The 23,906-nt window shown below is 57.9% G+C and carries 21 protein-coding genes; 5 read left to right on the plus strand and 16 right to left on the minus strand.

The window, feature by feature from the left end:
• Positions 1-26: 26 nt before the first annotated feature.
• The 7 genes from U5J94_RS13910 to U5J94_RS13940 form a co-directional block, all read right to left on the minus strand.
• On the minus strand, positions 27-776 hold the full coding sequence (locus U5J94_RS13910) for a YebC/PmpR family DNA-binding transcriptional regulator (RefSeq protein WP_322566219.1): 750 nt from the start codon (positions 774-776) through the stop codon (positions 27-29).
• 214 nt (positions 777-990) lie between these two features.
• Entirely contained in the window at positions 991-1,347 is a 357-nt protein-coding gene (locus U5J94_RS13915; protein ID WP_322566220.1) for an FHA domain-containing protein, read from the minus strand.
• Positions 1,348-1,367: 20 nt separating this feature from the next.
• Positions 1,368-2,012 carry an FHA domain-containing protein gene (locus U5J94_RS13920; RefSeq protein ID WP_322566221.1) on the minus strand — a complete coding sequence of 215 codons (645 nt, stop codon included), beginning with the start codon at positions 2,010-2,012 and terminating at the stop codon, positions 1,368-1,370.
• 25 nt (positions 2,013-2,037) lie between these two features.
• Positions 2,038-2,853 carry a Stp1/IreP family PP2C-type Ser/Thr phosphatase gene (locus tag U5J94_RS13925; RefSeq protein ID WP_322566222.1) on the minus strand — a complete coding sequence of 272 codons (816 nt, stop codon included), beginning with the start codon at positions 2,851-2,853 and terminating at the stop codon, positions 2,038-2,040.
• A gap of 1 nt (position 2,854) precedes the next feature.
• Positions 2,855-5,389, minus strand: a complete 2,535-nt coding sequence (locus U5J94_RS13930) for a serine/threonine-protein kinase (protein ID WP_322566223.1) — start codon at positions 5,387-5,389, stop codon at positions 2,855-2,857.
• Between the two features lie 174 nt (positions 5,390-5,563).
• Complete coding sequence (aspS, locus tag U5J94_RS13935) at positions 5,564-7,354, minus strand: aspartate--tRNA ligase (RefSeq protein WP_322566224.1); 1,791 nt, start codon at positions 7,352-7,354, stop codon at positions 5,564-5,566.
• A gap of 114 nt (positions 7,355-7,468) precedes the next feature.
• Complete coding sequence (locus U5J94_RS13940) at positions 7,469-7,714, minus strand: zinc ribbon domain-containing protein (RefSeq protein WP_322566225.1); 246 nt, start codon at positions 7,712-7,714, stop codon at positions 7,469-7,471.
• Between the two features lie 183 nt (positions 7,715-7,897).
• Here U5J94_RS13940 and U5J94_RS13945 point away from each other — a divergent pair, with 183 nt between their 5' ends.
• The 4 genes from U5J94_RS13945 to U5J94_RS13960 all read left to right on the plus strand — a co-directional run bounded on the left by U5J94_RS13945 (position 7,898) and on the right by U5J94_RS13960 (position 11,991).
• Entirely contained in the window at positions 7,898-9,463 is a 1,566-nt protein-coding gene (locus U5J94_RS13945; RefSeq protein ID WP_322566226.1) for a thymidine phosphorylase family protein, read from the plus strand.
• An 18-nt stretch (positions 9,464-9,481) separates the two neighbouring features.
• Positions 9,482-10,363: a ribose-phosphate diphosphokinase gene (locus U5J94_RS13950; protein ID WP_322566227.1), complete on the plus strand. Its 882-nt coding sequence runs from the start codon at positions 9,482-9,484 to the stop codon at positions 10,361-10,363.
• A gap of 3 nt (positions 10,364-10,366) precedes the next feature.
• Positions 10,367-11,020, plus strand: coding sequence for a DUF1614 domain-containing protein (locus tag U5J94_RS13955; RefSeq protein WP_322566228.1), 654 nt, complete (start codon positions 10,367-10,369; stop codon positions 11,018-11,020).
• Between the two features lie 137 nt (positions 11,021-11,157).
• Positions 11,158-11,991, plus strand: a complete 834-nt coding sequence (locus tag U5J94_RS13960; RefSeq protein WP_322566229.1) for an SDR family oxidoreductase — start codon at positions 11,158-11,160, stop codon at positions 11,989-11,991.
• Between the two features lie 203 nt (positions 11,992-12,194).
• Here U5J94_RS13960 and U5J94_RS13965 read toward each other — a convergent pair whose 3' ends face one another.
• The 7 genes from U5J94_RS13965 to U5J94_RS13995 form a co-directional block, all read right to left on the minus strand.
• Positions 12,195-12,968 (minus strand): ABC transporter permease, encoded by a 774-nt coding sequence (locus tag U5J94_RS13965; RefSeq protein WP_322566230.1) that lies wholly within the window; start codon positions 12,966-12,968, stop codon positions 12,195-12,197.
• Entirely contained in the window at positions 12,965-13,885 is a 921-nt protein-coding gene (locus tag U5J94_RS13970) for an ABC transporter ATP-binding protein (RefSeq protein ID WP_322566231.1), read from the minus strand. The genes U5J94_RS13965 and U5J94_RS13970 overlap by 4 nt, the downstream gene beginning before the upstream one ends.
• Before the next feature lie 258 nt (positions 13,886-14,143).
• Positions 14,144-15,385, minus strand: a complete 1,242-nt coding sequence (locus U5J94_RS13975; RefSeq protein WP_322566232.1) for an HD-GYP domain-containing protein — start codon at positions 15,383-15,385, stop codon at positions 14,144-14,146.
• A gap of 59 nt (positions 15,386-15,444) precedes the next feature.
• Complete coding sequence (purL, locus tag U5J94_RS13980; protein WP_322566233.1) at positions 15,445-19,341, minus strand: phosphoribosylformylglycinamidine synthase; 3,897 nt, start codon at positions 19,339-19,341, stop codon at positions 15,445-15,447.
• Positions 19,342-19,618: 277 nt separating this feature from the next.
• Positions 19,619-19,951: a DUF2173 family protein gene (locus U5J94_RS13985; RefSeq protein WP_322566234.1), complete on the minus strand. Its 333-nt coding sequence runs from the start codon at positions 19,949-19,951 to the stop codon at positions 19,619-19,621.
• 8 nt (positions 19,952-19,959) lie between these two features.
• On the minus strand, positions 19,960-20,298 hold the full coding sequence (locus U5J94_RS13990) for a DUF2173 family protein (RefSeq protein ID WP_322566235.1): 339 nt from the start codon (positions 20,296-20,298) through the stop codon (positions 19,960-19,962).
• A 47-nt stretch (positions 20,299-20,345) separates the two neighbouring features.
• Entirely contained in the window at positions 20,346-20,702 is a 357-nt protein-coding gene (locus U5J94_RS13995; protein WP_322566236.1) for a DUF2173 family protein, read from the minus strand.
• A gap of 215 nt (positions 20,703-20,917) precedes the next feature.
• On the opposite strand from U5J94_RS13995, the gene U5J94_RS14000 reads away from it, so the two are divergent.
• Entirely contained in the window at positions 20,918-21,436 is a 519-nt protein-coding gene (locus tag U5J94_RS14000) for an RDD family protein (RefSeq protein ID WP_322566237.1), read from the plus strand.
• A 222-nt stretch (positions 21,437-21,658) separates the two neighbouring features.
• Here U5J94_RS14000 and lptG read toward each other — a convergent pair whose 3' ends face one another.
• Together lptG and lptF are read right to left on the minus strand one after the other, a co-directional pair.
• The gene (gene lptG / locus U5J94_RS14005) at positions 21,659-22,720 is read right to left on the minus strand and encodes an LPS export ABC transporter permease LptG (RefSeq protein ID WP_322566238.1); all 1,062 of its coding nucleotides are present in this window, start codon (positions 22,718-22,720) and stop codon (positions 21,659-21,661) included.
• Entirely contained in the window at positions 22,717-23,808 is a 1,092-nt protein-coding gene (gene lptF, locus U5J94_RS14010; RefSeq protein WP_322566239.1) for an LPS export ABC transporter permease LptF, read from the minus strand. The genes lptG and lptF overlap by 4 nt, the downstream gene beginning before the upstream one ends.
• Between the last annotated feature and the right edge of the window lie 98 nt (positions 23,809-23,906).

A 23,906-nucleotide genomic window follows, 5' to 3' on the forward strand; every position in this document is an offset into this window, starting at 1 on the left:
AAAATTCAACATTCAAAATTACAAGTTCATTGCCCGAGTTGTTCGAGGACTTCGTCGGAGAAGTCGGCGTTGGTGTAGACGTTCTGCACGTCGTCCTGATCCTCGAGCATGTCCACCAGTTTCATCACCTGCTCGGCTTCTTCCAGCGGCAAATCGACGCTGGTGGCAGCGCGCATGGTCACTTCCGCCATTTCCGGCTCCAGACCCGCCGCCTGCATGGCGCTTTTGACGTCGAGAAAATCTTCCGGGGCGGTCGTCACTTCAATACCACCGTCCTCGTTGGTAACCACGTCCTCGGCGCCCGCCTCCAGCGCCGCCTCCATGATGGTGTCCTCGTCGCTGCCGGCGGGATAGCTCAAGCTGCCGAGCTTGGAAAACAGATAGGCGACCGAGCCGTCGGTACCGAGGTTGCCGCCGTTTTTGGTAAAGGCATGGCGCACTTCCGAGACCGTCCGGTTACGGTTGTCGGTCAGACAGTCGGCCATGATCGCCACCCCGCCGGGGCCGTAACCTTCGTAGCGGACCGCTTCATAATTGGCGCCATCCTGGTCACCGCTGCCGCGCTTGATGGCCCGCTCAATGGTGTCCTTGGTCATATTGGACGACAGGGCCTTGTCGATGGCCGTACGCAGGCGCGGATTGGTTTCCGGATCGCCACCCCCTTCCCGGGCCGAAACGGTGATCTCACGAATCAGCTTGGTGAACAGCTTGCCGCGACGGGCGTCCTGCGCGGCCTTGCGATGACGGATATTGGCCCACTTACTGTGTCCGGCCATGGGTTACCTCTTGATGTTCCGTTAGCTTTCAATAGCGGGATCTTAACATTAAAGTTGGCAGTTGGCAGTTGGCAGTTGGCAGTTGGCAGTTGGCAGTTGGCAGTTGGCAGTTGGCAGTTGGCAGTTGGCAGTTGGCAGTTGGCAGTTGGCAGTTGGTAGAATTCTAATTCAGTTTTTTGCTGTCAACTGCCATCTGATGACTGCAAACTGACGACTAACTATCGGGAAGATAGATCGCGGTCTGTTCGTAATGCTCGTCGGCGCCGCTGTCGAAGGTGAACTCGTGACCGCCGATGCGAATAACATCGCCGTGCTTGAGTAGCTGGCGGATGATTTTGCTGTCGTTGACAATGGTGCCGTTGGTACTGCCCAGGTCTTCCAGATACACGTCGTAATAATTTTCCAGATAGTCATTGGGCTTCAGAACCAGACGCGCATGACGTCCACTGACCGCCGGATCATCGAGTTGAATCTCGTTATCCCCCTGGCGACCGATATTCAGCACCTTCTTATCAAACTCATAACTGCTGAGGGTCAGTCCCTCGTGCTTGAGTAACAATTTTGCCGGCATAATCTCTGCTCGTCCGTCGCTCAGGCTTCCTCGAAACGCATCCGGGTATTGGACACTTCGATGGTATCGCCGGGATTGAGTTGCTGGCTTTCCTTCTTCAGGGCTTCCCCGTTGATGAGCGGTGGCTGGCTGGCGGTGCCACTGCCGCTCATACGCATCAGAAAATAGTTCTGCCCACGCCGGGCGATGACCGCCATCTGTGAACCCGGCGTCCCCACAGTGGTATAGGGCTTGGTCAGCGCCAGACTCTCGCCGGCCTTATTGCCTGACAGTACCTTGACCACATAGCTTTGGGGCGATGCAGCGGGTTGTGACGACGCGGCTCGGGAGCCGGCGGAGGCGTCCGCGGAAATGATCACGGTACTTTCAAAATCCTCGGCATTGTCATCGACATACTTGAATTCATGCCGCCCGATACGTACCACATCGCCATGATTCAGCTGCCGTTTGCTGACCTTCTTGCCATTTAACAGCACGCCGTTGGTGCTGTGCAAATCCTCGATATAGGCATGTTGCAACATTAAAAACGCGGCATGTGTACCACTTACGGTCGGATCATCCAGCTGCACGTCATTACTGGGCTTGCGTCCGACAGTCAGCCTCTCCTTGGTCAGCGGATATTCCTTAACGACGGTGCCATTATGTGTCAGTATGATTCTTGTCATAGTTAACAGAGAACTCCGCTCAGGATTAATCTTCTATACCGCTGGAGTCTGAAAATGCCTGCTGCAGACAAACCAGCACCACGGAAATATTGTCCTTACCACCCTTGTCGTTTGCAAGTGCAATCAACGCCTCGGTCGCCCCTTCGAGATTGCAGCCATTCGTCTCGGAGCGATGGTCCCTGAGCAGGCCCACGATTTCCTCATCACTCACCAGGTCGGTCAGACCATCGGTGCACATGATATATATGTCTCCGTAATCGACCTTTGACTCGGTAACATCCACATCGACCGTATCGGCAATCCCCAGCGCCCGGGTAATCAGATTCCGGCTGGCCGACAACTGCGCTTCTTCCTGGCTCAGGTAACCGTTATCCACCATCTCCTGGACCAGAGAATGGTCAGTGGTGATTTGCTCGAGCTTATCATCCCGCAACCGGTAGCCCCGGGAATCGCCGACATGGGCGGCGATCACGCGATCGTCATAGAAGAGGTTCAGGACAATTGTCGTACCCATGCCATTATAGGCGGGGTTTTCTCTTGCCTGCCGATTGATTTCGTCATTGGCGTAACAGATTGCCTCGCGCACAGCATCACTGAGAGCGATGCTATGGCTGCCTTGCATGTCGGGATTCAATACATCATGTAGCGCTTCCCGAATACTGTTAACGGCGATTTCACTGGCCACCTCACCGGCATTATGCCCGCCCATCCCGTCGGCCACGATTACCAGGCCCATATCCTTATCCCAGGCAATATGGTCCTCGTTATGTTCGCGCATCCGCCCGACATCCGAGACACCGTAGATGACCAGTTTTGCCGAATCACCCAACATTTTTATCATCCTAATGCTTCTTGGTTAACCGTTCCCGACAACGGGTCAGGGCCTTGGCCATCTGTGAACCACTCTGAAAACGACGTTCCAGCTCCTTGTGCAGCGCTTTGTTAACCACCTGACTAACACAGGAAGGAATATCCGGACGGAACATACGAATATCCGGATGTTTTTCATTTGCTATTTTATACATCAGGCTGGCCAGTGAATCAGCAATAAATGGTAATTCCCCGGTCAACATTTGATAAAGCATGACCCCAAGGGAAAACAAGTCGGAGCGACCATCAACCTTGGCGCCGGCCAGCTGTTCCGGCGACATATAGGAAGGGCTACCCAGAATCGTCCCGGTCTTGGTTTTGCTGGTGTCGGTCAGGCAGGCCACCCCAAAGTCAGTCACCTTGACAACACCGCCATCTCGATCGTAAATCATATTGGCCGGTTTGATGTCACGATGCACGACTTTCTCATTATGTGCGTAATCCAGCGCTTCAGCTATCTGCACAATGACATCGAAAGTTTCCTGCGCCGGCAGGAGATTGTCGGACTTGGCATAGGCCAGCAGGTTTTCACCCTTAAGATAGTCCATGGCAATATAAGACAGTTCCTGGTCCTCGCCAACATCATAAATCGTAACGATATTGGGATGGTGCAGACGCCCGGCAGTCTCTGCCTCGCGGAAAAACCGTTCCTTGACATCCGCCAGCTTGTCGCCTTCAAACTCCTGGGACAGACTCATGGTTTTGATCGCAACACTACGACCAATCTTGGGATCATGACCCAGATAAACCATCCCCATGGCGCCTCGACCCAGCTCACGGTCAATCATATAACGGCCAATCATCGGTTTTTGCACGCCGGGATTGCTGATAATCAGTGTACCGTCAGCAGGAGCGTTACTCTTGTTATTGCCAACGACAAACTGTTCGGATACTTCGCGGTTACGTTGCAGCCTTTCCTGAACATCACTGAAATTGGCGTCATGGGATTCAATATACTTGAAGACGGCTACGGCCTTGTTATATTGCCGTTTGCGTTCGTAATCGAGGCCCAGGTTATACAGCTGATTGAGCAGGGAGGCATCAACGATACAGTGACGATATTTTTCAAATGCCTGATCCAGTTGCCCCTGGGTATGATATTGCTGCCCCAGCGCCTGATTGGCCTCGGACAATTCCAGATGCATATGGTGAATTTGACCCTGGAGAAAATGCTTCGCCGAAAGGACCAGGTGACCAACCAGCAGCACCGCCAGCGGCGTCATTAACGGTAACCAGCTCGACTTGGCCAGCATGGTGATAAAGTGTGCATTTAGCAGACCGATTAACAGCAGCGCAGTCAGGGCCAGCCCGGTACTCATACGAAACCGCGGCAAAACAAACATCAGATACAGACCCATCACGATAATCAGCAACCATTGCGCCCAATTGGCCCAGTGCGGTACTTCAAACAGATCATCACTTAACAGGCTGGAAATACTGTGCGCCGAGGCCAATACCGGAGGCATCATCTCACCGATAGGGGTCTCCAGAAAACGGGTATATTGCGCGGCGGTCAAACCGATCAGAACGGTTTTATTACGAACGAGTTCGCTGTCGATTTGATCTTCCAGCAGATCTAGAACGGAGATCACGTTAAACGCCGGCTTCCCTTCCTTGCCGCGATAAAAACGTGGATAAATACGCAAGTCGTTATCGGTGTTGATTCGCTGATCGGCCAGTTCGACGCCATGGCCCAGATGCACGCTGATTTGTGAGGTGTTCATATCCTGGGTGCGTGCCGCCATCATCAGCGTGAATGAGGGCAGGTAGTGTTCTCCATACCGGAATACCATCGGCTCGGCCCGCAACGCCTTCTGTCTGCCGTTACCCAGATTGATAACGCCGGCGCCACTGGCATATTCGGCGAGAGTCTCGATAGGTGGATAGATGCGATCGATTACCGGAACCGGTTCGGGCAAAAACCGCTGATACCAGAGCTCTTCATCCGGTATCCCACTCACATCATCCAGTTGGTATTTGAGCAGGTGATCGGCCAGCATGCGGTTTTTCCGCGCCGCGCCATTGTGCGCATAGGGAATGGCCAGAACGACCCGACCGGCATAACGCAGGGTATTGGCGAAATCCCGATCGGTCTGCATGCGATCTTCGGTCTGGTTGGCCAGCTCCAGCAAACGTCGACTGCCGCCCTGTTTCTCCAACTCCGCTTTCAGCGCCTGCAGTGACTCCAGACCGATCGCCCGTTGCTCGCTTTCAAAGGGCAGAGCAAAACCAATGACGGCGGGTTTCATGGCCGACAGTTGACGGGTCGCCCGGGCCAGCAGATCCCGTGGCCAGGGCCAGGCCCCGCGCTGTTCAATGGCGTCCTCATTAATGGCGATGACGACCACATCGCGATTAGCGGGCTGAGTGGCGGCAAACCGGGCGCCAAGGTCATAGCCGGCATTTTCCAGCGGGCGCGTGACATCCGCCAGGCTGGCCAGCAGGAAAAGCCCGGTCACGATCAAACCGAGAAACCAGTCTGTTTTCCAGTAGGATGTTTGCTTCACTCTCGCTCCGTGTCTCGGGCTTCTAGTTATCTGTTTATGCCCGCCGAACGACACCGTGGCCGCCGGGTCTCGCCTCTACAGATTATCGGCAGAAAAGAGAATGACATGAGCGCACCCATTAATAAAGGTGGAATTTACCAACTTGAGAGGTGCTGCGCCGGCGATGGCCAGGAATTAACCGGTTGGCTTGTCCTTCCCGGGCGGATTGCGCAGTTTGATGTGCAATTCGCGCAACTGGGCCTCGCTGACCGCTGACGGGGCCTGGGTCAGCAGGCAGCTGGCGCTCTGGGTCTTGGGGAAGGCCATCACGTCGCGGATCGACTGGGCACCGACCATCAGCATCACCAGCCGGTCCAGACCAAAGGCCATGCCGCCGTGGGGCGGACAGCCGTAATGCAGCGCATCCAGCAAAAAGCCGAATTTCTCCTGCGCCTCGGCCTGCCCGATACCCAGAGCAGAGAACACCTTGCGCTGGACTTCCTCGCGATAGATACGCATGGACCCGCCGCCGATCTCGGTGCCGTTGAGCACCATGTCGAAGGCCCGCGAGCCGCAGTTGCCCGGATCCGATTCGAGCTTGTCGAGATCGACCTCTGCAGGGGAGGTAAACGGGTGGTGCAGGGAATACCAGCGCCGGGTCCCCTCGTCCCACTCGAACATGGGAAAATCGACCACCCACAGCGGCTGCCAGCCGTGCTCCAGAAGCCCCTTGTCGTGGCCCAGCTTGACCCGCAGGGCACCGAGCGCCTCGTTGACCACGCTGGCCTTGTCGGCGCCGAAGAAGATCAGATCGCCGTTCCCGGCACCGGTGCGCTGCAATATGGCCTCGACGGCCTCATCCGGCAGGAATTTGAGGATCGGTGATTGCAGCCCTTCGCGGCCTTTGTCCATGTCGTTGATCTTGATATAGGCCAGGCCGCGCGCGCCGTAGATGCCGACAAAATCGGTGTAATCGTCGATCTCCTTGCGAGTCAGCTCGCCGCCTTTGGGCACCCGCAGGGCGACCACCCGGCCGGCCGGATCCTTCGCCGGGCCGCTGAAGACCTTGAACTCCACGCTCTGCATCACATCCGCCACATCCACCAGCTCCAGCGGGATGCGCAGATCGGGCTTGTCCGAACCGAAACGGCGCATCGCCTCGGCCCAGGTCATGCGCGGGAAAGGATCGTGCAGCGGGATTTCCAGCACATGGGCGAAGACGTGGCGCAGCATACCCTCCATCATCTGCATGATGGCCTCCTCGTCGAGGAACGAGGTCTCGATATCCAGCTGGGTAAATTCGGGCTGGCGATCGGCGCGCAGATCCTCATCGCGGAAGCAGCGGACAACCTGGTAATAGCGGTCCATGCCGGCAACCATTAGCAGCTGCTTGAACAGCTGCGGCGACTGCGGCAGGGCGAAAAAGGCGCCATCGTGGGTGCGACTCGGTACCAGGTAATCACGCGCCCCTTCCGGGGTCGCCCGGGTCAGCATGGGCGTCTCGATCTCGAGAAAGCCGTTGTCGTTCAGATAATTGCGAAACTCGGTGGTAATCTTCGAGCGCAGCTTCATGCGCTGTAGCATCTCGGGCCGGCGCAGATCGACATAGCGATAGCGCAGGCGGTGCTCCTCGGAGACATCCTCATCATCGAGCTGGAATGGCGGAGTTTCCGAGTGATTGAGAATCTCCAGCTCCAGGCCCAGCAGCTCGATCTGCCCGGTCGGCATGTTGGCGTTCTCGGTCCCCTCGGGACGGCGGCGCACCCGACCGGTAACCCGCAGCACATACTCACTGCGCACCTTCTCTGCCAGCATGAAGGAGTCGGGCTTGTCGGGATCGTAGACCACCTGCAGCAGCCCTTCGCGGTCGCGCAGATCAATAAAAATCACCCCGCCGTGATCGCGACGCCGGTGAACCCAGCCGCAGACGGTGACTTGTTGATCGATATGAGATTCGTTGATCTCGCCGCAGTAATGGCTACGCATGAGAATTCGGGGCCTTGTGCTTGGGACAAGGCGGGAATCTTACGGATTGGCGGGGGTCTGTGCAACCGGGGAATCACCCCGGTTGCACGGGTTCGGGGCACAACCGGGCGGGTTTCAGGCGGTTTTCTTGCCTTCGCTGCTGCTTTTGCCACCCTCGCCGGCCAGATTCTTGCGATTGCCCGATTTGAAATCGGTTTCATACCAGCCTTTGCCCTTGAGCCGGAAACCGGAAGCGGAGATCAGTTTTTTCAGCGCCGGCTTGCCGCAGGCGGGGCACTCACTCAGTGGGGCATCACTCATTTTCTGGATCGCTTCCAGAACGTGATCGCATTGCTCACACTGGTATTCATAAATCGGCATGGGGCAGTTCCTCGTACGCAAGCGGATTAACGGACCAAAGTCAGGTTATTATATAACCGGTTTGAGGCGGACACACCTGTTTAATTCAAAATAGGGCCGGATTTATCAAATTCAAGGCTCGACCGGGCAGTTGGGATTCGCCGCCCGGTGTGCCACAATCCCTTTATTTCAAGCGGTTATAGCATGACACAATCCCCTTCCCCGGACGACAACGACGACAAGGCCCGGCTCAAACTGCGTCGCGTGGCCATCGACACCTATCACGAAAACGTCGCCTACCTGCACCGCAATTGCGAACTCTACCGCGCCGAGGGCTTTCAGGCCCTGAGCAAGATCGTCATCCAGGCCAATGGCCGGCGCATCCACGCCGTGCTGAACGTGGTGGATGACGAGGCCATCGTCGGCACCGAGGAACTCGGCCTGGCCGAACAGGCCTTCGCCCAGCTGGACATGCAGCCGGGGGAGCCGGCCTGGGTGATCCATGCCGAGCCGGTCGAATCGATGGATGCGGTCCGTCGCAAGATTCGCGGTGAGCGGCTGTTGCGCGAGGATTACCAGGACATCGCCAGTGACATCGCCGCCAGCCGCTATTCCAAGATGGAAATGGCCGCGTTTCTGGTGGCCTGCACCCAGTCGGGGCTGGATCGCGAGGAGACGCTCTATCTGACCCGCGCCATGGCCGACACCGGCGAACATATGCACTGGGACGCTCCGCTGGTCACCGACAAACACTGCATCGGCGGCCTGCCCGGGAACCGCACCACCATGCTGATCGTCCCGATCGTCGCCGCCCACGGCCTGCTGATGCCAAAAACGTCCAGCCGCGCCATCACCTCGCCGGCCGGCACCGCCGACACCATGTCGGTGCTGGCCAGGGTCGATCTCAGTCCGCGCAGCATGCACCAGGTGGTCAACAAAACCCGCGCCTGCCTGGCCTGGGGCGGCCGCGCGCATCTGGCCCCGGCCGACGACATCCTGATCTCGGTGGAACGGCCGCTGGGCATCGACTCCGAGGCGCAGATGGTCGCCTCCATCCTGTCCAAGAAACTGGCCGCCGGCGCCACGCATTTATTGATCGATATCCCGGTGGGCCCCACCGCCAAGGTGCGTCACATGAGTCAGGCGCTGCGCCTGCGCAAACTGTTCGAATACATCGGCGATCGCATCGGTATTCATCTGGAGGTGGTGATCAGCGACGGCAGCCAGCCCATCGGCTGCGGCATCGGCCCCATGCTCGAAGCCCGCGATGTCATGCAGGTGCTCGAAGGCGATTCGGATGCCCCCAGCGACCTGCGCCAGAAATCGCTGCGCCTGGCGGGCCGGATACTGGAATTCGACCCGGACGTGCGCGGCGGCCAGGGCTACGGCATCGCCCGTGACATCCTCGAGGACGGCCGTGCCCTGCGCAAGATGCAGGAAATCATCGTCGCCCAGGGCAAGATCGACTACGCCTTTATTGCCGGCCCCCTGAATATCGAGATCAAAGCCGAGAAAGACGGTGTGGTCACCGACATCGACAATTTCCGACTGGCCAAAATCGCCAGCCTGGCCGGCGCGCCGATGGAGCGGGCCGCCGGGGTGGATCTGCTTAAAAAGCTGGGCGATCCAGTGACCCGGGGCGAGCCGCTGTATCGCATCCACGCCGCCTTCAGCGCCGACTTCAATTTCGCCCGCCATCTGGCCGAGCAGGACAGTGGCTACCGGATCGGTCACCCGGATGAGATCAGCCACACATACATGGAAATCTGACCCGATGGGGATCGACGTATGACACTCGTCCTCGGTTTTCCCGACGAAGGGGCACCGGCGCAACGGCTGGCGGCGGCGTTGCAGCTCGATTATGCCACCATCGAGCTGCACCGTTTTCCCGATGGCGAAAGCCGCCTCACCCTGCCGCCGGCCCTGCCGCCGAGCGTGCTGCTGTATCGCAGTCTGGATCATCCCGATGCCAAACTCGTCGAGCTGCTACTGACAACCCGAACCGCCCGTCAGCTGGGCGCCGAACGGATTATCCTGGTCTGCCCCTATCTGTGTTACATGCGCCAGGACATGGCCTTTCATCCCGGCGAGGCCGTCAGTCAGCAAATCATCGGTCGTTTCCTGGCCGAGCTGGTGGACGGGGTGATCACCGTTGATGCCCATTTGCATCGCATTGCTCACCTGAATGAAGCGATACCCCTGCCCCAGGCCCGGAATCTCAGTGGTGCGCCACGGCTGGGGCAGTTTTTGTTGGAACAGACCCGTGACGCCCTGCTGCTCGGTCCGGACGAAGAGTCCCGCCAGTGGGTGGAACAGGTGGCCAGCGAAGGCGATTTTGAGTATGGCGTCGCCGACAAGGTGCGCCACGGCGATCGTCAGGTGGAGATTCGCCTGCCCGATCTGGATTACCGGCAGCGGCATGTGGTGCTGGTGGATGACATGATCAGCAGCGGCCACACCCTGGCGGAAACCGCCGGCCAGCTGTACCGCGCCGGGGCCGGCAAGGTCGACGCCCTGTGCACCCATGCCCTGTATGACCTTGAGGCAGCCCGGATGTTAAAACAGGCCGGGATTGAGACCATCTGGAGCTGCGACAGCGTCCAGCATCCGAGTAATGCGGTACAACTGGCTCCGCTACTGGCCGAGAGCTTCACGGAGATACTCAACTAGGTTATGCGTTCCCCCGGCAATTATCTGCTGCTGTTTTTTGTCGCCCTGGTGGTGATCCTGTTCATCCAGATCCAGATCTTCTCGCTGGTATTGAGCAAGCTCGGGCTGTCCCCCCACTCGGCCGCGTTGTTATTGATCACCACCCTGCTGGGCAGCGCGGTCAATTTGCCACTGGCCAGGGTCAAAGCCGAGAAGCCGCCCGAACCGCCACCGCAACCGCCGGCTTACTGGCCGTTCAAACTGCCGCCGTTCACCGGTTATACCGTCATCGCCATCAACGTGGGCGGGGCCATGGTGCCGATCCTGTTCTCCCTCTATCTGTTTCTCAGCCAGCCGCTGCCGCTGCCAAGCGTCCTGCTGGCCATTGGTATCGTCAGCGCCATCAGTTACGGCTTCAGCCGGCCCGTTGCCGGGCTGGGCATCGGCATGCCGATCTTCATCGCGCCCCTGACCGCCGCCGTGGTTGCCCTGCTGCTCGCGCCGGAACACAGCCCGCCACTGGCCTATATCTGCGGCACCCTGGGCGTGCTGATCGGCGCCGATCTGTTGCGACTCAAGGACATCCCCAAACTCGGCGCGCCCCTCGCCTCCATCGGCGGCGCGGGGACCTTCGACGGAATATTTTTTACCGGCATCATCGCCGTGCTGCTGGCATAGAGAGGAAAAAATTTTGAATTTTAAATGTTGAATTTTGAATGGTATGTGATGCCGAAACTTAAAATTCAACATTCAACATTATATTTTTTTGCCTCTGCGTTAGAGTTCTTTTTCATAAAGTGATGCGGCGTTAGATTATGAATACGAACAATAAAAGCGTTCTGATTACCGGCTGTTCGTCCGGCATAGGCCTGTGCGTGGCGCGGGGATTAAAACAACGCGGTTACCGGGTGTTTGCCACGGCGCGTCGACAGGAAGACGTCGAGCGTCTCAATAACGAAGGACTGGAGTCACTGCGGCTGGATCTGGATGATTCGGATTCGATTAATGTCGCGGTAGATGAAGTCCTGGAGCGCACCGGCGGCTCGTTGTATGCCCTGTTCAATAACGGCGCTTACGGTCAGGCCGGGGCGGTGGAAGATCTGCGCCGTGATGTTCTGCGTCGACAGTTTGAGACCAATCTGTTTGGCTGGCATGAACTGACCTGCCGGATCCTGCCCATCATGCGCCAACAGGGCTACGGGCGGATTATTCAAAACAGTTCCATCCTGGGACTGATCGCCCTGCCGTTTCGCGGCGCCTATAACGCCAGCAAGTATGCCCTGGAAGGCCTGTCCGACACCCTGCGCCTGGAACTGCGTGATACCGACATTTATGTCTCACTCATCGAACCCGGCCCGATCGAAAGTCGCTTTCGCGCCAACTCCTTCGTTGCCTATCAGCAGAACATCGACCGCGACAGCAGTCCATTCCGGGATCATTACCTGGCCATGGAACAACGCCTGCAAAAAGCAGGGCCCGCGGTGCCCTTCACCCTGCCACCGGAGGCGGTCTTGAAACGCGCCATCCACGCCCTGGAAAGCCCCCGCCCCAGACCGCGCTATTACGTCACCTTCCCCACTTACCTGTTCGGCACCCTCAAGCGTTTTCTATCTACCCGACTCATGGACAAACTGCTCTCAAGAGTTTAGGAATGAATCTATAATTTCACCGCAGAGACGTTTATGCCCGTTGTTTGGGTGCAGAGGACGTAAAGATATAATTTTGAATGTTGAATTTTAAATTTTGGATTGCGACGCGGCATCTAATTCAAAATTCAACATTTAAAATTCAAAATTATTTTCCTCCGCGTCTTTGCGTCCTCTGCGCCTCTGCGGTAAAACGCTTTTGTCATTCAGGTCCGGATGCCGACGCCCTTGTTGAGCAGGTAGAGGCAGAACAGGTAGAGCGCCACGACGAAGCCGGTGATGATCAGCAGGGCCACGCTGATTTCAATATCGGAGACACCCAGCATGCCGTAGCGCATGGCGTTAATCATGTAGAGGATCGGGTTGATCAGTGACGCGTTCTGCCAGAATTGCGGCAGCATGTCGATGGAATAGAAAATCCCGCCCAGATAGGTCAGCGGCGTCAGCACGAAGGTAGGGATGATGGAGATGTCATCGAAGCTTTTGGCATAGACGGCGTTGACGAAACCGCCCAGCGCGAACAACAGTGAGGTCATCAGCACCACATACAATGTCACCAGAAGGTGATGCAGTTGCGGCTCGGCGAAGATCAGGGAGACAGCCGCGACGGCCAGCCCCACTACCAGACCGCGTGCCATGCCACCGACGGCATAGCCAAGCACGATAAGATAATTGGGCATGGGCGAGATCAGCATCTCCTCCACGTGGCGCTGGAACTTGGCACCGTAGAACGAGGAGACCACGTTGGCGTAGGAGTTGTTGATGATCGCCATCAGAATGATCCCGGGGACGATATATTCCATGTAGGTCAAACCGCCGATGTCCGACAACTGGGAACCGATCAGGTTACCGAAGATAATAAAATAGAGCCCGGTGGTAATCGCCGCCGGCAATACCGTCTGGATCCAGATGCGGATAAAGCGCAGAAACTCCTTGGTGAGAATAGTGCTGAAGGCGACATATTGCTGCGACAACTTCACGCGTTGTCCTCCTCGACCATGCGCACGAATAACTCTTCCAGGCGATTGGTCTTGTTACGCATGCTCAGCACGTGCAGCCCCTGGCGGCTCAATGCTTCGAACAGCTGATTGAGACTCTGCACCTTGCTGATATCGACACTAAGTGTGCTCTTGTCGAGCATAGACAGATTATAACCTTCCGCCTGCGGCACCGTATCGATGGTCTCGCGCAGATCCAGCACAAAAGTTTCCACTTGCAGTTTCATCAGCAGCGCTTTCATCTCGGTATGCTCGACTGCTTCACCATGATTGGTGATGGCGATATGCCGGCACAGCTGTTCGGCTTCTTCCAGGTAATGGGTGGTTAAAATAATCGTGGTGCCCTGGGCGTTGATCTTGCTGAGGAACTGCCACATGGAACGGCGGATCTCGATATCCACCCCGGCGGTCGGTTCATCGAGTATCAAAAGCTTTGGTTCATGCACCAGTGCGCGGGCGATCATCAGCCGGCGCTTCATCCCGCCCGAGAGCTCGCGCGCCATGGTATGCCGTTTGTCCCACAGCTCCAGCTGGCGCAGATAGATTTCCGCCCGCTCGTAGGCCAGCTTGCGCTCGATACCGTAATAACCCGCCTGGTTAACCACGATCTCCACCACCGGTTCAAACTGGTTGAAGTTGAATTCCTGCGGCACCAGTCCGATACAGCTTTTGGCCGCTTCCAGTTCGCGATCGATATCGTGGCCGAATACCTCCACCGTACCCGCCGTCTTGTTGATCAACGAACAGACAATTCCGATGATGGTCGACTTGCCCGCCCCGTTCGGCCCGAGCAGTGCAAAAAAATCCCCCTCGCGCACATCCAGATCGACCCCCTTGAGGGCCTGCACCCCGCCGCGATAGGTCTTGGTCAAACCTCTGATGGTCAGCGCGTTGGACATAAACTCACTAGAAAAACCGAACCGGCGGGTATTCTAGCAAAAGACATTCCATTGAATACATACAAGTACCCAATTCAGCGTAATACCCGGGATAAAAAATATTTTACCGCAGAGACGCAGAGCTTTATCTTTATAAAGTGATCTGAGTCGATACGAAACAACCAGAAATAGCCTTGTTATTAACAATCTTTTCTTCGTGTCTTGGTGTCTTCGTGGTTAATATTTTCTTTGCGTTCTCTGCGTCTCTGCGGTGAGGCTTCAGATCAGCGATTCGTCCTGGATGACGGCCGGCAGGTCGATGTCGCATTCGTCGTTGTGGAGGATTTTACGGATTTCGAGTTTCTGCTTGCCCTCGCGCCAGCGGGGATGAGCCAGGTTGATCAGCTTGGGTTTGACGTAGCGCTCGCCCTTGCTGTTAATAACCAGCAGCACAATGGGGCGCAGGCGACTTTTCTCACTGGCGGAGACCACGATACCGGTCTGGCCCATATTGAGCTGCACCATGCTGCCAATGGGATAGATGCCCAGGCATTTGATGAACTGCTCGACCAGCTCCTGCTCAAAGTCTTCGCTGATCCATTCGTACATGTTTTTCAGCGCCTCATAGGGCGGCATGCCGTCGTGGTAACAACGATCACTGGTAATAGCGTCGTACACATCGACGATAGAGACGATCTTGGTCATCTGGTTAACCTGATCCCCATTCAATCCGTGCGGATAGCCCTTGCCACTGACCCGTTCATGGTGATGCAGGACGATGTCGAGCGACTCCTGCGGAATATCCCCCTTGGGCACCAGCAGTTCGTGACCTTTTGGTGCATGAGTCTTGACGATCTCGAACTCTTCCGGCGTCAGTCGAGCAGGCTTGTTGAGTATCTCCAGTGGAATGCGCATTTTGCCGATATCGTGTAACAGCGCACCCAGCCCCATCAATTCCAGCTCTTCCTTATCCATCCCCAGATAACGGCCAAAGGTAACCGCCAGAATACAGGTGTTCATGCAATGGGTGACGGTATATTCATCACGATGTTTGAGATGCGACAGCCAGGCCATGGCATTGGGGCTGTGGGTAATGCTTTCGGTAATTTCAGTAACCAGATGACGGGCCGTGTTGGTATCCAGGCTGTTTCCCAGGCGCACATCTTCCATCAGGGTTTCGATATAGGTTTTGGTCCGACCGTGGATCGGCCGGGCTTCCTCTAACGCTTCCTGAAAATGTTTCTCCTCGCGTTCGGCTTCCTTTTCCGCCTCGAATTTCGACGGTGTGGCTACCGCCGGTGGCGGGCGGCTGGCCAGTGTTTGCAGCTCGGGGATCACCGACTCATGGGAACGTTCGGTATCGACATAAACATGGGTGCAACAACGATTGAGCTCGGCCAGCTCCTCTTCACCGGAAACCAGCACGCCCTCGAGTAAAAACGAGGTTTGTGACCAACCGCAATCCAGGTCGCTAACAAACATCCCCTCCTTGAGACTGCCGACATCGAGTTTAACCTTCATCGTTCGCCATACCCCGAAACAGTCTGCTCAGCATACAGGCATGAGTCTGTCGCAATGTATTAATCCAGCCAGCGGCGTGCGTTGCGGAACAAGCGCAGCCAGGGACCCTCTTCGCCCCACTCATCAGGATGCCATGAGTACTGAGCGCTGCGAAACACGCGCTCCGGGTGTGGCATCATGATGGTGAAGCGTCCATCCGTGGTGGTCAGGCCGGTAATCCCTTGTGGGGAACCATTGGGGTTGAAGGGATACCGTTCACTAGCCTCACCGTAATTATCAATATAGCGCAAGGCGACCAGTTGTTCAGCCTGCACACGCCCGATTTGCGCCCGCTTGTCAAAATGCGCCAGCCCCTCGCCGTGGGCCACGGCAATCGGCAGCCGCGAGCCGGCCATGCCGGCCAGCAGGATCGAGGGCGAATCGAGTACCTCGACCAGGGACAGTCGCGCCTCGAACTGTTCGGAGCGATTGCGCACAAAGCGGGGCCAGTGGCCGGCGCCGGGAATCAGATCCCGTAACTGGGAGAGCATCTGGCAACCGTTACACACCCCCAGCCCGAAACTGTCCGGACGGTTGAAAAACGCCTCGAACTCGTCGCGGGCGCGCGAATTGTACAGAATCGAACTGGCCCAGCCGCCGCCGGCCCCCAGCACATCCCCGTAAGAGAAACCACCACAGGCGGCCAGCCCGGAAAAGTCGTTGAGCGAGACCTGCCCGGCAATGATATCGCTCATGTGTACATCCACCGCCGCAAAGCCGGCCCGATCGAAGGCGGCGGCCATCTCGATCTGGCCGTTGACCCCCTGCTCGCGCAATACGGCCACCCGCGGACGGTACTCCAGGTTCAGATACGGTGCGGCAATATCCTCGCGGGGATCGAAACTCAATTGCACCGACAGCCCCGGATCGGACTCATCCAGCAGATTGTCGTACTCTTCCCGGGCACACTCGGGATTATCGCGCAGTGCCTGTAGCCGGTAGCTGGTTTCGCTCCAGACACGCCGCCAGTCGGTCTGTGTCGCCGTCAGTACCGTCTGGCCCCGGTGTTCGAAAACCAGCCGCTGATCGTCGCGCAGCGTGCCAAGCACATGGCTGTAATGGCCCAGGCCGGCTTCATGCAACGCCTCCTGCACCGCCGCCAGCTCGCTGTCGCGCACCTGGATGACCGCGCCCAGCTCCTCGCTGAACAGGCTGGCAACGGTGTCATCGCCCAGCTCGTCGAGCCGGATCTGCAGGCCGGTGCGCCCGGCAAAGGCCATCTCGCACAGGCTCGCAAACAACCCACCGTCGGCCCGGTCATGATAGGCCAGCAAGCGCCCTTGTTCGTTAAGCCGTTGAATAACATCAAAGAAGTGTTTCAATGCCAGCGGATCGTCGAGATCGGCCGGATGGTGGCCGAGCTGTTTATAGACCTGCGCGAGACAGGAGCCCCCCAGGCGGTTGGCGCCCTTGCCCAGATCGATCAGGATCAGCCGCGTTGGTCCCCGGTCGGTGCGCAACTGCGGGGTCAGGGTCTGGCGCACATCGCTGACCGGCGCGAAGGCCGAGACGATCAGCGACAGCGGCGCGGTCACCGAGCGAGTCTCGCCCTGCTCCTGCCAGACGGTGCGCATCGACATGGAGTCCTTGCCCACCGGGATAGTGATACCCAGCGCCGGGCACAGCTCCATGCCCACCGCCTGCACGGCCTCGTACAGGCCGGCATCCTCGCCCGGATGGCCGGCGGCGGCCATCCAGTTGGCCGACAGGACCACGCGCGACAATTCGGGGACCGGGGCGGCCGCCAGGTTAGTGAGTGCTTCGCCCACGGCCAGGCGCGCCGAGGCGGCGTGGTGCAGCAGCGCCACTGGCGTGCGCTCGCCCATGGCCATGGCCTCGCCGCACTCACTGTCGAAACTGGTCGCGGTCACCGCCACGTCGGCCACCGGCACCTGCCAGGGTCCCACCATCTGATCCCGCGCCACCAGCCCGGTCACACTGCGATCGCCGATGGTGATCAAAAACCCCTTGTCGGCGACCGTGGGCAGGGCCAGCACCCGTTCGGCCGCTTCCGCCAGATCCAGCCCGGCGGTGTCGAAGTCCGGTTTGGTAAACGGGGCATGATGGACGTCGCGCAACATCTTCGGCGGCTTGCCCAGCAGAACTTCCAGCGGCATGTCGATCGGCGTGTTGTCAAAATGGCCATCGCCCAGCACCAGCCGCCGCTCCCCGGTGGCCTCGCCGACCACGGCCCAGGGGCAGCGTTCCCGCTGGCAGATATCGGCAAAGTGCTCCAGATCCTCCGGGCCCACCGCCAGCACATACCGCTCCTGGGCCTCGTTGCACCAGATCGCCATGGGCGACATGCCCGGGTCGTCGTTGGGCACCGCGCGCAGTTCAAAGCGCCCGCCGCGACCGCTGTCATTGACCAGCTCCGGCAAGGCGTTGGACAGGCCGCCGGCACCGACATCGTGAATACTGATGATGGGATTGGCCTCGCCCAGCTGCCAGCAACGGTCGATCACTTCCTGGGCACGGCGCTCCATCTCCGGGTTGCCGCGTTGTACCGAGGCAAAATCGAGATCCTCCAGACTTACCCCGGTGGCCATGGACGAGGCCGCCCCGCCCCCCAGGCCGATCAGCATGGCCGGGCCGCCAAGCACCACGATCTGCGCGCCGGGGGGAATGTCGTTCTTGGCGACATGATCGTCACGGATATTCCCCAGCCCACCGGCCAGCATGATCGGCTTGTGATAACCGCGCACTTCCGCGCCCTGCGGCCCGGGCACCCGCTCCTCGTAGGTCCGAAAATAGCCACACAGGTTGGGCCGGCCGAATTCGTTATTGAAGGCGGCCGCACCGATGGGGGCTTCGAGCATGATCTCCAAAGCCGAGACAATGCGTCCCGGCTTGCCGTGATCGGTCTCCCACGGCCGGGGGCAATCGGGCAGGCGCAGGTTGGAGACCGAATAACCGCACAGGCCGGCCTTGGGCTTTGAGCCGCGGCCGGTTGCCCCCTCGTCGCGGATCTCGCCGCCGACCCCGGTGGCCGACCCCGGAAAGGGCGCGATGGCGGTGGGATGATTATGGGTCTCGACCTTCATCAGGATGTGGATGTCCTGGGCATGATAGGCGTACTCGCGGGTACCGGACTCGGGATAAAACCGTCGACCCACATGGCCTTCGATCACCGCCGAATTATCGCTGTAGGCCGAAAGAATACCGTCACTGTGCCGCTGGTAGGTGTTGCGAATCATCCCGAACAGGGACTTGTCGCGGGCCTGGCCGTCGATGACCCAATCGGCGTTGAAAATCTTGTGCCGGCAATGTTCCGAGTTGGCCTGGGCGAACATCATCAGCTCCACATCGCTGGGATTGCGTCCCAGAGCCTGGAAATTCTCCAGCAGATAATCAATTTCATCTTCGGCCAGCGCCAGTCCCAGCTCGGCATTGGCCCGCTGCAGGGCGTCGCGCCCGCCACCGAGCACATCGACCTCGGTCAGCGGCGCCGGATCCGGGTGACGGAACAGCCGTTGGGCCTCGTCGACGTCGCGGAATACCGATTCGGTCATGCGATCATGCAACGCCGCACCCAGGCGATGAACCTGTTGCGCGGTCAGTTCATTGCCGTCGGTAAGTGTCAGGGTATAGAGAATCCCGCGTTCGATCCGCAGCACATTTTGCAGACCGCAATTGTGCGCGATATCGGTGGCCTTGCTGGACCAGGGCGAGATGGTACCGGGACGGGGGATGACCAGAAATTCATGGCCTTCAAGCGGTGTGGCCGGTGCCTCGGCGTAATTGAGCAGGCTATCCAGCAGCTGTTGCTGCTCGGGATCCAGGCGCCGTTCGTGGTCAACAAAATGGAGATAGACCGCCTGCAAATCCGCCACCTCGGGCACTTCGGCCCGCAGGGCGACCAGGCATTTTTCCAGACGAAAAGAGGACAGAGCCGAGCCACCTCGGAGTTGCAACATGCGCGTGAATCCCGGAATTGATGGATGTTGACGGTGAGTGCCAATGATACACCATCTCGGGGTCAGGTATCGAGATAGCCCGAGGGAGGTGCTAAAGAAAAAATCCAACCACCAAGACACCAGGACGCCAGGTAAAGATATTGATACTGTCCCGGGCAAGCCTCATCAAATCGCGTAAAAAGACGACCCGGAACACCACAGGCGTTTGATTTCATTAGCCCTTGGTGTCTTTGTGTCCTGGTGGTGTGATTTGCTGGCGGACTTTGCGTCCCGGGAACTACCACTGCGAGGCGCTGCGCAGCTCCTGCATGACTTCATTGAGACGACCTTCAGTGCCGTCGAACAGGCAAACCACATTGCCGACACTGCAGACCGTGTAGCGTTCGCCGCGAACCACCCAACCGCCGGGTGGCGTCCAGCCGCGGATGCCGGTAAACATGGAGAGTTGATCGGCATTGCCCTGCACCAGACGTTTGTAGTCGTGGGCGAAATGGGCCAGACTCGCGAGTTGTTCCTGTCCGCCCATGCCGTAGCCTTCGACCAGCTCACCGTCGTCCCGAAAGTGTGCCACCGCCATCACCCCGTCAATGATCATGATCTGTTTAATCATGGCACCCCTCAGGCTTCCAGCGCCGCATAAGCTGCTTCGTAATCGACCTTGTCATTGGGCATGATCACCCCGGCCTCTTCGTTGGCGATGACCGTCCAGTCAAACCCGATTAATGAAAAACCCTTGACCGGATAGAACCCGCCGGAACCGGTGACATTCTCCCAGCCACGGGCCTGCATGGTGGCAATCGAGGTATTGGCAACGCAGACATGCGCGACCAGATCCAGAATCGTGTCATTCATTTCACTGTCCGCACTGAGGCGGGATTCCTGTAACTCCCCTTTGCTGCTGAAACTGAATGCGGCAACCGCACCGTCAAGGTTGATCAATTTCTCCAGATCGGCCATTGCTAACTCCTTCAAGACTGATTGGTTTATTATTTTATTGCAGCCGCTCAGACCAGCATCTCTTCCGGGCCCGCCACATGTTCACGCATATACTCCATCACTTCATTCAGTGAACTGGAAGCATTGTCGATGAAGCAGAAGATGTTGGCCATGACACAGACCGTAACCTTGTCACCGCGAACCACCCAGCCGCGCGCCGGCGCACAGCCACAATCGGATTTGAGATGTTTGAGCATGTCCGTTTCCATATGCACGGCCATGGTGGTGGCGCGGCACATGATCGACGCCATGCGTGCGGTTTCATAATCGAGTTGGCCGTCGTAGGTAAATCGATCGCCCCGGTAGGTATACTCGCCTGCTGCGATGACGCCCGGTGTCGCCACCAGATCGGATATGACGCTCATGCAGTCCCCTCTTGTGTTTTATAGTTATGTTGCCGCCTGGCAAGTTGCGGCTGATTGCCATTGCTTGATATGGATCAATGACAACCGTTTTTTAATTAATAACAGACACCGACAGAGAATGCCATATAGAGTTTTTTTATAGGTCCCTATAAAATAGGGCGGCTTTTCGGCAGGCTGTCGGACCCGCACCGTTTATTGCTGCTCAGGATTTGACCATGACCACATCAACACCCTCGCCTGCGCCGCTTTACCGGCGCCTGTTTGCCATGCTCTACGACGGTCTGCTGCTTTTGGCAGTACTGCTTATCGCCTCGGCCATTCCCCTGATTTTCACCGGTGGTGAGGCGATCGAGGGACACAATCTGCTATTGACCGGTTACTTTCTGCTCATCTGCTTCGGCTTTTTTGGCGGGTTCTGGACCCACGGCGGCCAAACGCTGGGCATGCGGGCCTGGCGTCTGCAACTGGTTCAAGACCATGCTGGCGCGCTGGACTGGCGCGCTGCCCTGTTGCGTTTTCTTAGCGGGTTGCCCGGCTGGCTGGTGTTGATTCTGGGGCTGGCGGTGTACTTCAACCCGCAATTACAACTGCCGGGACTTCTGCACTGGCTGCAAAGCCTGCCCCACGGCAGCGTGGCCCTGATCGGTCTGATCTGGCTGGGATTCGACAACTGGCCCAATGGTTGGCGGGAACGCGTGACCCACACCCGCGTCGTTCTCCTACTCAAATCCTGACCCCTTTTCGCCAAGTCTGAAAACTAACGCAGAGTTCGCGGAGACGCAGAGGCGCGGAGAAAATGATTTGTAACGCCCGGTTCACGGCTCGTTTTTCGTTCTTCCCGGTACCATTGTCGCTCAATGAAGTCATTATCAAAACTCTGCGACTCTGCGACTCTGCGCCTCTGCGTCCTCCGCGTTAATTTCCAGAGCATCTGAGAAAAGTATGCGAATGGCGGTCTAGCGTAATCGCCGGAACCAGAACAGGGTAATGCCGATCACCAGTGCAGTCGGCAGGGCCGCCGCCAGGGCCGGTGGCAGGTTATAGACCAGTCCCATTTGCCCGGCCAGACGGTTGCCGATGTAAAACACAATACCAATCAAAAAACCGATCAGAATCTGTTGCCCGATACTGGTGTGACGTTGTGCGCCGAACACGAACGGCACCGCGAGCAAGACCATGGCTGCCAGTGTAAACGGCATGACCAGTTTGCCCCACATCGCCAGCTCATACTGCCCCGAATCCAGGCCGTTCTCTTTGAGATAGTCGATATAACTTTCCAGCTTCCAGACCGCCAGGGTATCGGGGTCCACCGAGACAACATTGATCAGGGCCGGATCCAGCAGGGTCTGCCAGGGTAATTCCTTGACAGTCTCCTGGCGAACCGCCAGCCCCTCGAAATCATAACGCGTCACCTTGTTTAACAACCACTGCTCACCGTCATAACGGGCGCTTTTGGCCCGCAGCAGGGTGCGCATGCGCTGCCCTTCGAAGGTATACAGGTGGATACCCCGCAATTGCGCCTGACTGTCGACACGCCGCACATTGATATAGGTGTCCCCGTCCCGGGCCCACAAGCCATACTGGGTATTGAGGCTGATCTTCGCCCCCATCAATTGCAAACGTTTCTGCGAACCGTATTCCAGTGCCGGCGGTGCCACCACCTCACCGATCACCATGGCCAGCAGGATCAGCATCGCCGCGGTTTTCATCGTCGCCCAGACGATACGGTTCAAAGAGAGTCCGGCGGTACGCATCACCACCAGTTCCCGATTGTTGGCCAGCATCCCCAGTCCCAGCATGGTGCCCAGCAGCGTCGCCATGGGGAAGATCTCGTACATCTGTCGCGGCATGCTGAGCAGGGTATAGACCAGCGCATGCCAAAGAGAGTAGGTTCCGCGACCGACCTGATCGAGCTCATCCACAAAACCGATCAGGGCGAACAGGGCTACCAATACCACCAGCACCGACAAAACGCCGTTAGTGATCGCCTGTCCGATATAACGTTCGAGGATCTTCATCGAGATGCCGTGCTCCTGTTCAGCAGATGCCGGATACCGCTCTGGCGCAGCAGCAATGCAATCGCAATCACCAGCACCGTGCCGTGGACCCACCACAGCCCCAGGTAAGGTGAAATCTTGTCGTCAAACAGCCAGTTGCGGGAGACCGTCAACAGGTTGGTCAACAGCATGTACAAAACGATGGCGATCGCCAGCCTGCCGTAACGATTCTGTCGATGCGAGGTCACACTCAGTGGTACCGCCAGAACCGCCAGCACCAGACACATTAGCGCCGAGGAGATGCGCCATTGCAATTCGGCAGCATAGCCCCTTTTATCTTCCTTCCAGAGCTCGATTGAGGGAATCGCCTTGTGCTTGCGACTGGCCACTTCCGGTGCTTTTTCCTGAATACGAATGCCGTGCTTCTCAAATTCAATCACAGTGTAATTCTGCTGCCCCGATTTTCCGTCATAACGAAAACCCGTCTCCAGCACCATAAACCGATCCCCGGTTTTCTCATCCAGCATCTGGTGTCCGGATTCCGCACGGATAAGTGAACTGCCTTGCGCCCGTTGTTGCTGCACAAACACATTGCGCATCCGGTTCTGTTCGCGATTCAGCTCTTCGACATACAGCACGCCATCCCCTTCGCGCATTTCCTGGAAGCGGCCGGGTGCAATACCCTGGATATCCCCCCGACTTTGCGCCGCCGCGGTCAGCAACTGGACCTGATGCTCGGCCCAGGGCGCCAGTTGCAGGCTGAGCAAGCCCTGCAGGACGGCGACCACCAACGCCAATCCCGACACGGCACGCAGAATATACCCGGTGCCGATGCCGCAGGCGGCGATGGCTGTCATTTCACTGTCCCGGTACAGCCGGCTCAGGGCAAGCAGAATCGCCAGATAGAGCGCCAGCGGCAGAATAAACACCAGAATACTGAGAGTGCGCAGGGCAAAGATATACAGCACCGTGTCCACCTGCAGCATGCCGCTGGCCACGTCACTGAACAGGCCGACCAGTTGCGCACTGAGGGCAATCAGCAACAGCACCAGCACCACGGCCAGCAGCGTGATAAAAATTTCCTTGACCAGATAGCGGGCTATAATCACGTTAGAATCAGGGGTTGAAAGCCGGTTCGTTCTTTATATACACAAACAATACTGTATTATATTGCGCACCACGATGAATTAACCCTGTGTTTGGCGAT

Origin of the sequence: Thiohalophilus sp. (genome assembly GCF_034522235.1) — a bacterium.
Lineage (GTDB): Bacteria > Pseudomonadota > Gammaproteobacteria > UBA6429 > Thiohalophilaceae > Thiohalophilus.

Coding starts and splice junctions, on each gene's coding strand:
- U5J94_RS13910 (WP_322566219.1), bottom strand. CDS start 776: ATGGCCGGACACAGTAAGTGGGCCAATATCCGTCATCGCAAGGCCGCG.
- U5J94_RS13915 (WP_322566220.1), bottom strand. CDS start 1,347: ATGCCGGCAAAATTGTTACTCAAGCACGAGGGACTGACCCTCAGCAGT.
- U5J94_RS13920 (WP_322566221.1), bottom strand. CDS start 2,012: ATGACAAGAATCATACTGACACATAATGGCACCGTCGTTAAGGAATAT.
- U5J94_RS13925 (WP_322566222.1), bottom strand. CDS start 2,853: ATGATAAAAATGTTGGGTGATTCGGCAAAACTGGTCATCTACGGTGTC.
- aspS (WP_322566224.1), bottom strand. CDS start 7,354: ATGCGTAGCCATTACTGCGGCGAGATCAACGAATCTCATATCGATCAA.
- U5J94_RS13940 (WP_322566225.1), bottom strand. CDS start 7,714: ATGCCGATTTATGAATACCAGTGTGAGCAATGCGATCACGTTCTGGAA.
- U5J94_RS13945 (WP_322566226.1), top strand. CDS start 7,898: ATGACACAATCCCCTTCCCCGGACGACAACGACGACAAGGCCCGGCTC.
- U5J94_RS13950 (WP_322566227.1), top strand. CDS start 9,482: ATGACACTCGTCCTCGGTTTTCCCGACGAAGGGGCACCGGCGCAACGG.
- U5J94_RS13955 (WP_322566228.1), top strand. CDS start 10,367: ATGCGTTCCCCCGGCAATTATCTGCTGCTGTTTTTTGTCGCCCTGGTG.
- U5J94_RS13960 (WP_322566229.1), top strand. CDS start 11,158: ATGAATACGAACAATAAAAGCGTTCTGATTACCGGCTGTTCGTCCGGC.
- U5J94_RS13970 (WP_322566231.1), bottom strand. CDS start 13,885: ATGTCCAACGCGCTGACCATCAGAGGTTTGACCAAGACCTATCGCGGC.
- U5J94_RS13975 (WP_322566232.1), bottom strand. CDS start 15,385: ATGAAGGTTAAACTCGATGTCGGCAGTCTCAAGGAGGGGATGTTTGTT.
- purL (WP_322566233.1), bottom strand. CDS start 19,341: ATGTTGCAACTCCGAGGTGGCTCGGCTCTGTCCTCTTTTCGTCTGGAA.
- U5J94_RS13985 (WP_322566234.1), bottom strand. CDS start 19,951: ATGATTAAACAGATCATGATCATTGACGGGGTGATGGCGGTGGCACAC.
- U5J94_RS13990 (WP_322566235.1), bottom strand. CDS start 20,298: ATGGCCGATCTGGAGAAATTGATCAACCTTGACGGTGCGGTTGCCGCA.
- U5J94_RS13995 (WP_322566236.1), bottom strand. CDS start 20,702: ATGAGCGTCATATCCGATCTGGTGGCGACACCGGGCGTCATCGCAGCA.
- U5J94_RS14000 (WP_322566237.1), top strand. CDS start 20,918: ATGACCACATCAACACCCTCGCCTGCGCCGCTTTACCGGCGCCTGTTT.
- lptG (WP_322566238.1), bottom strand. CDS start 22,720: ATGAAGATCCTCGAACGTTATATCGGACAGGCGATCACTAACGGCGTT.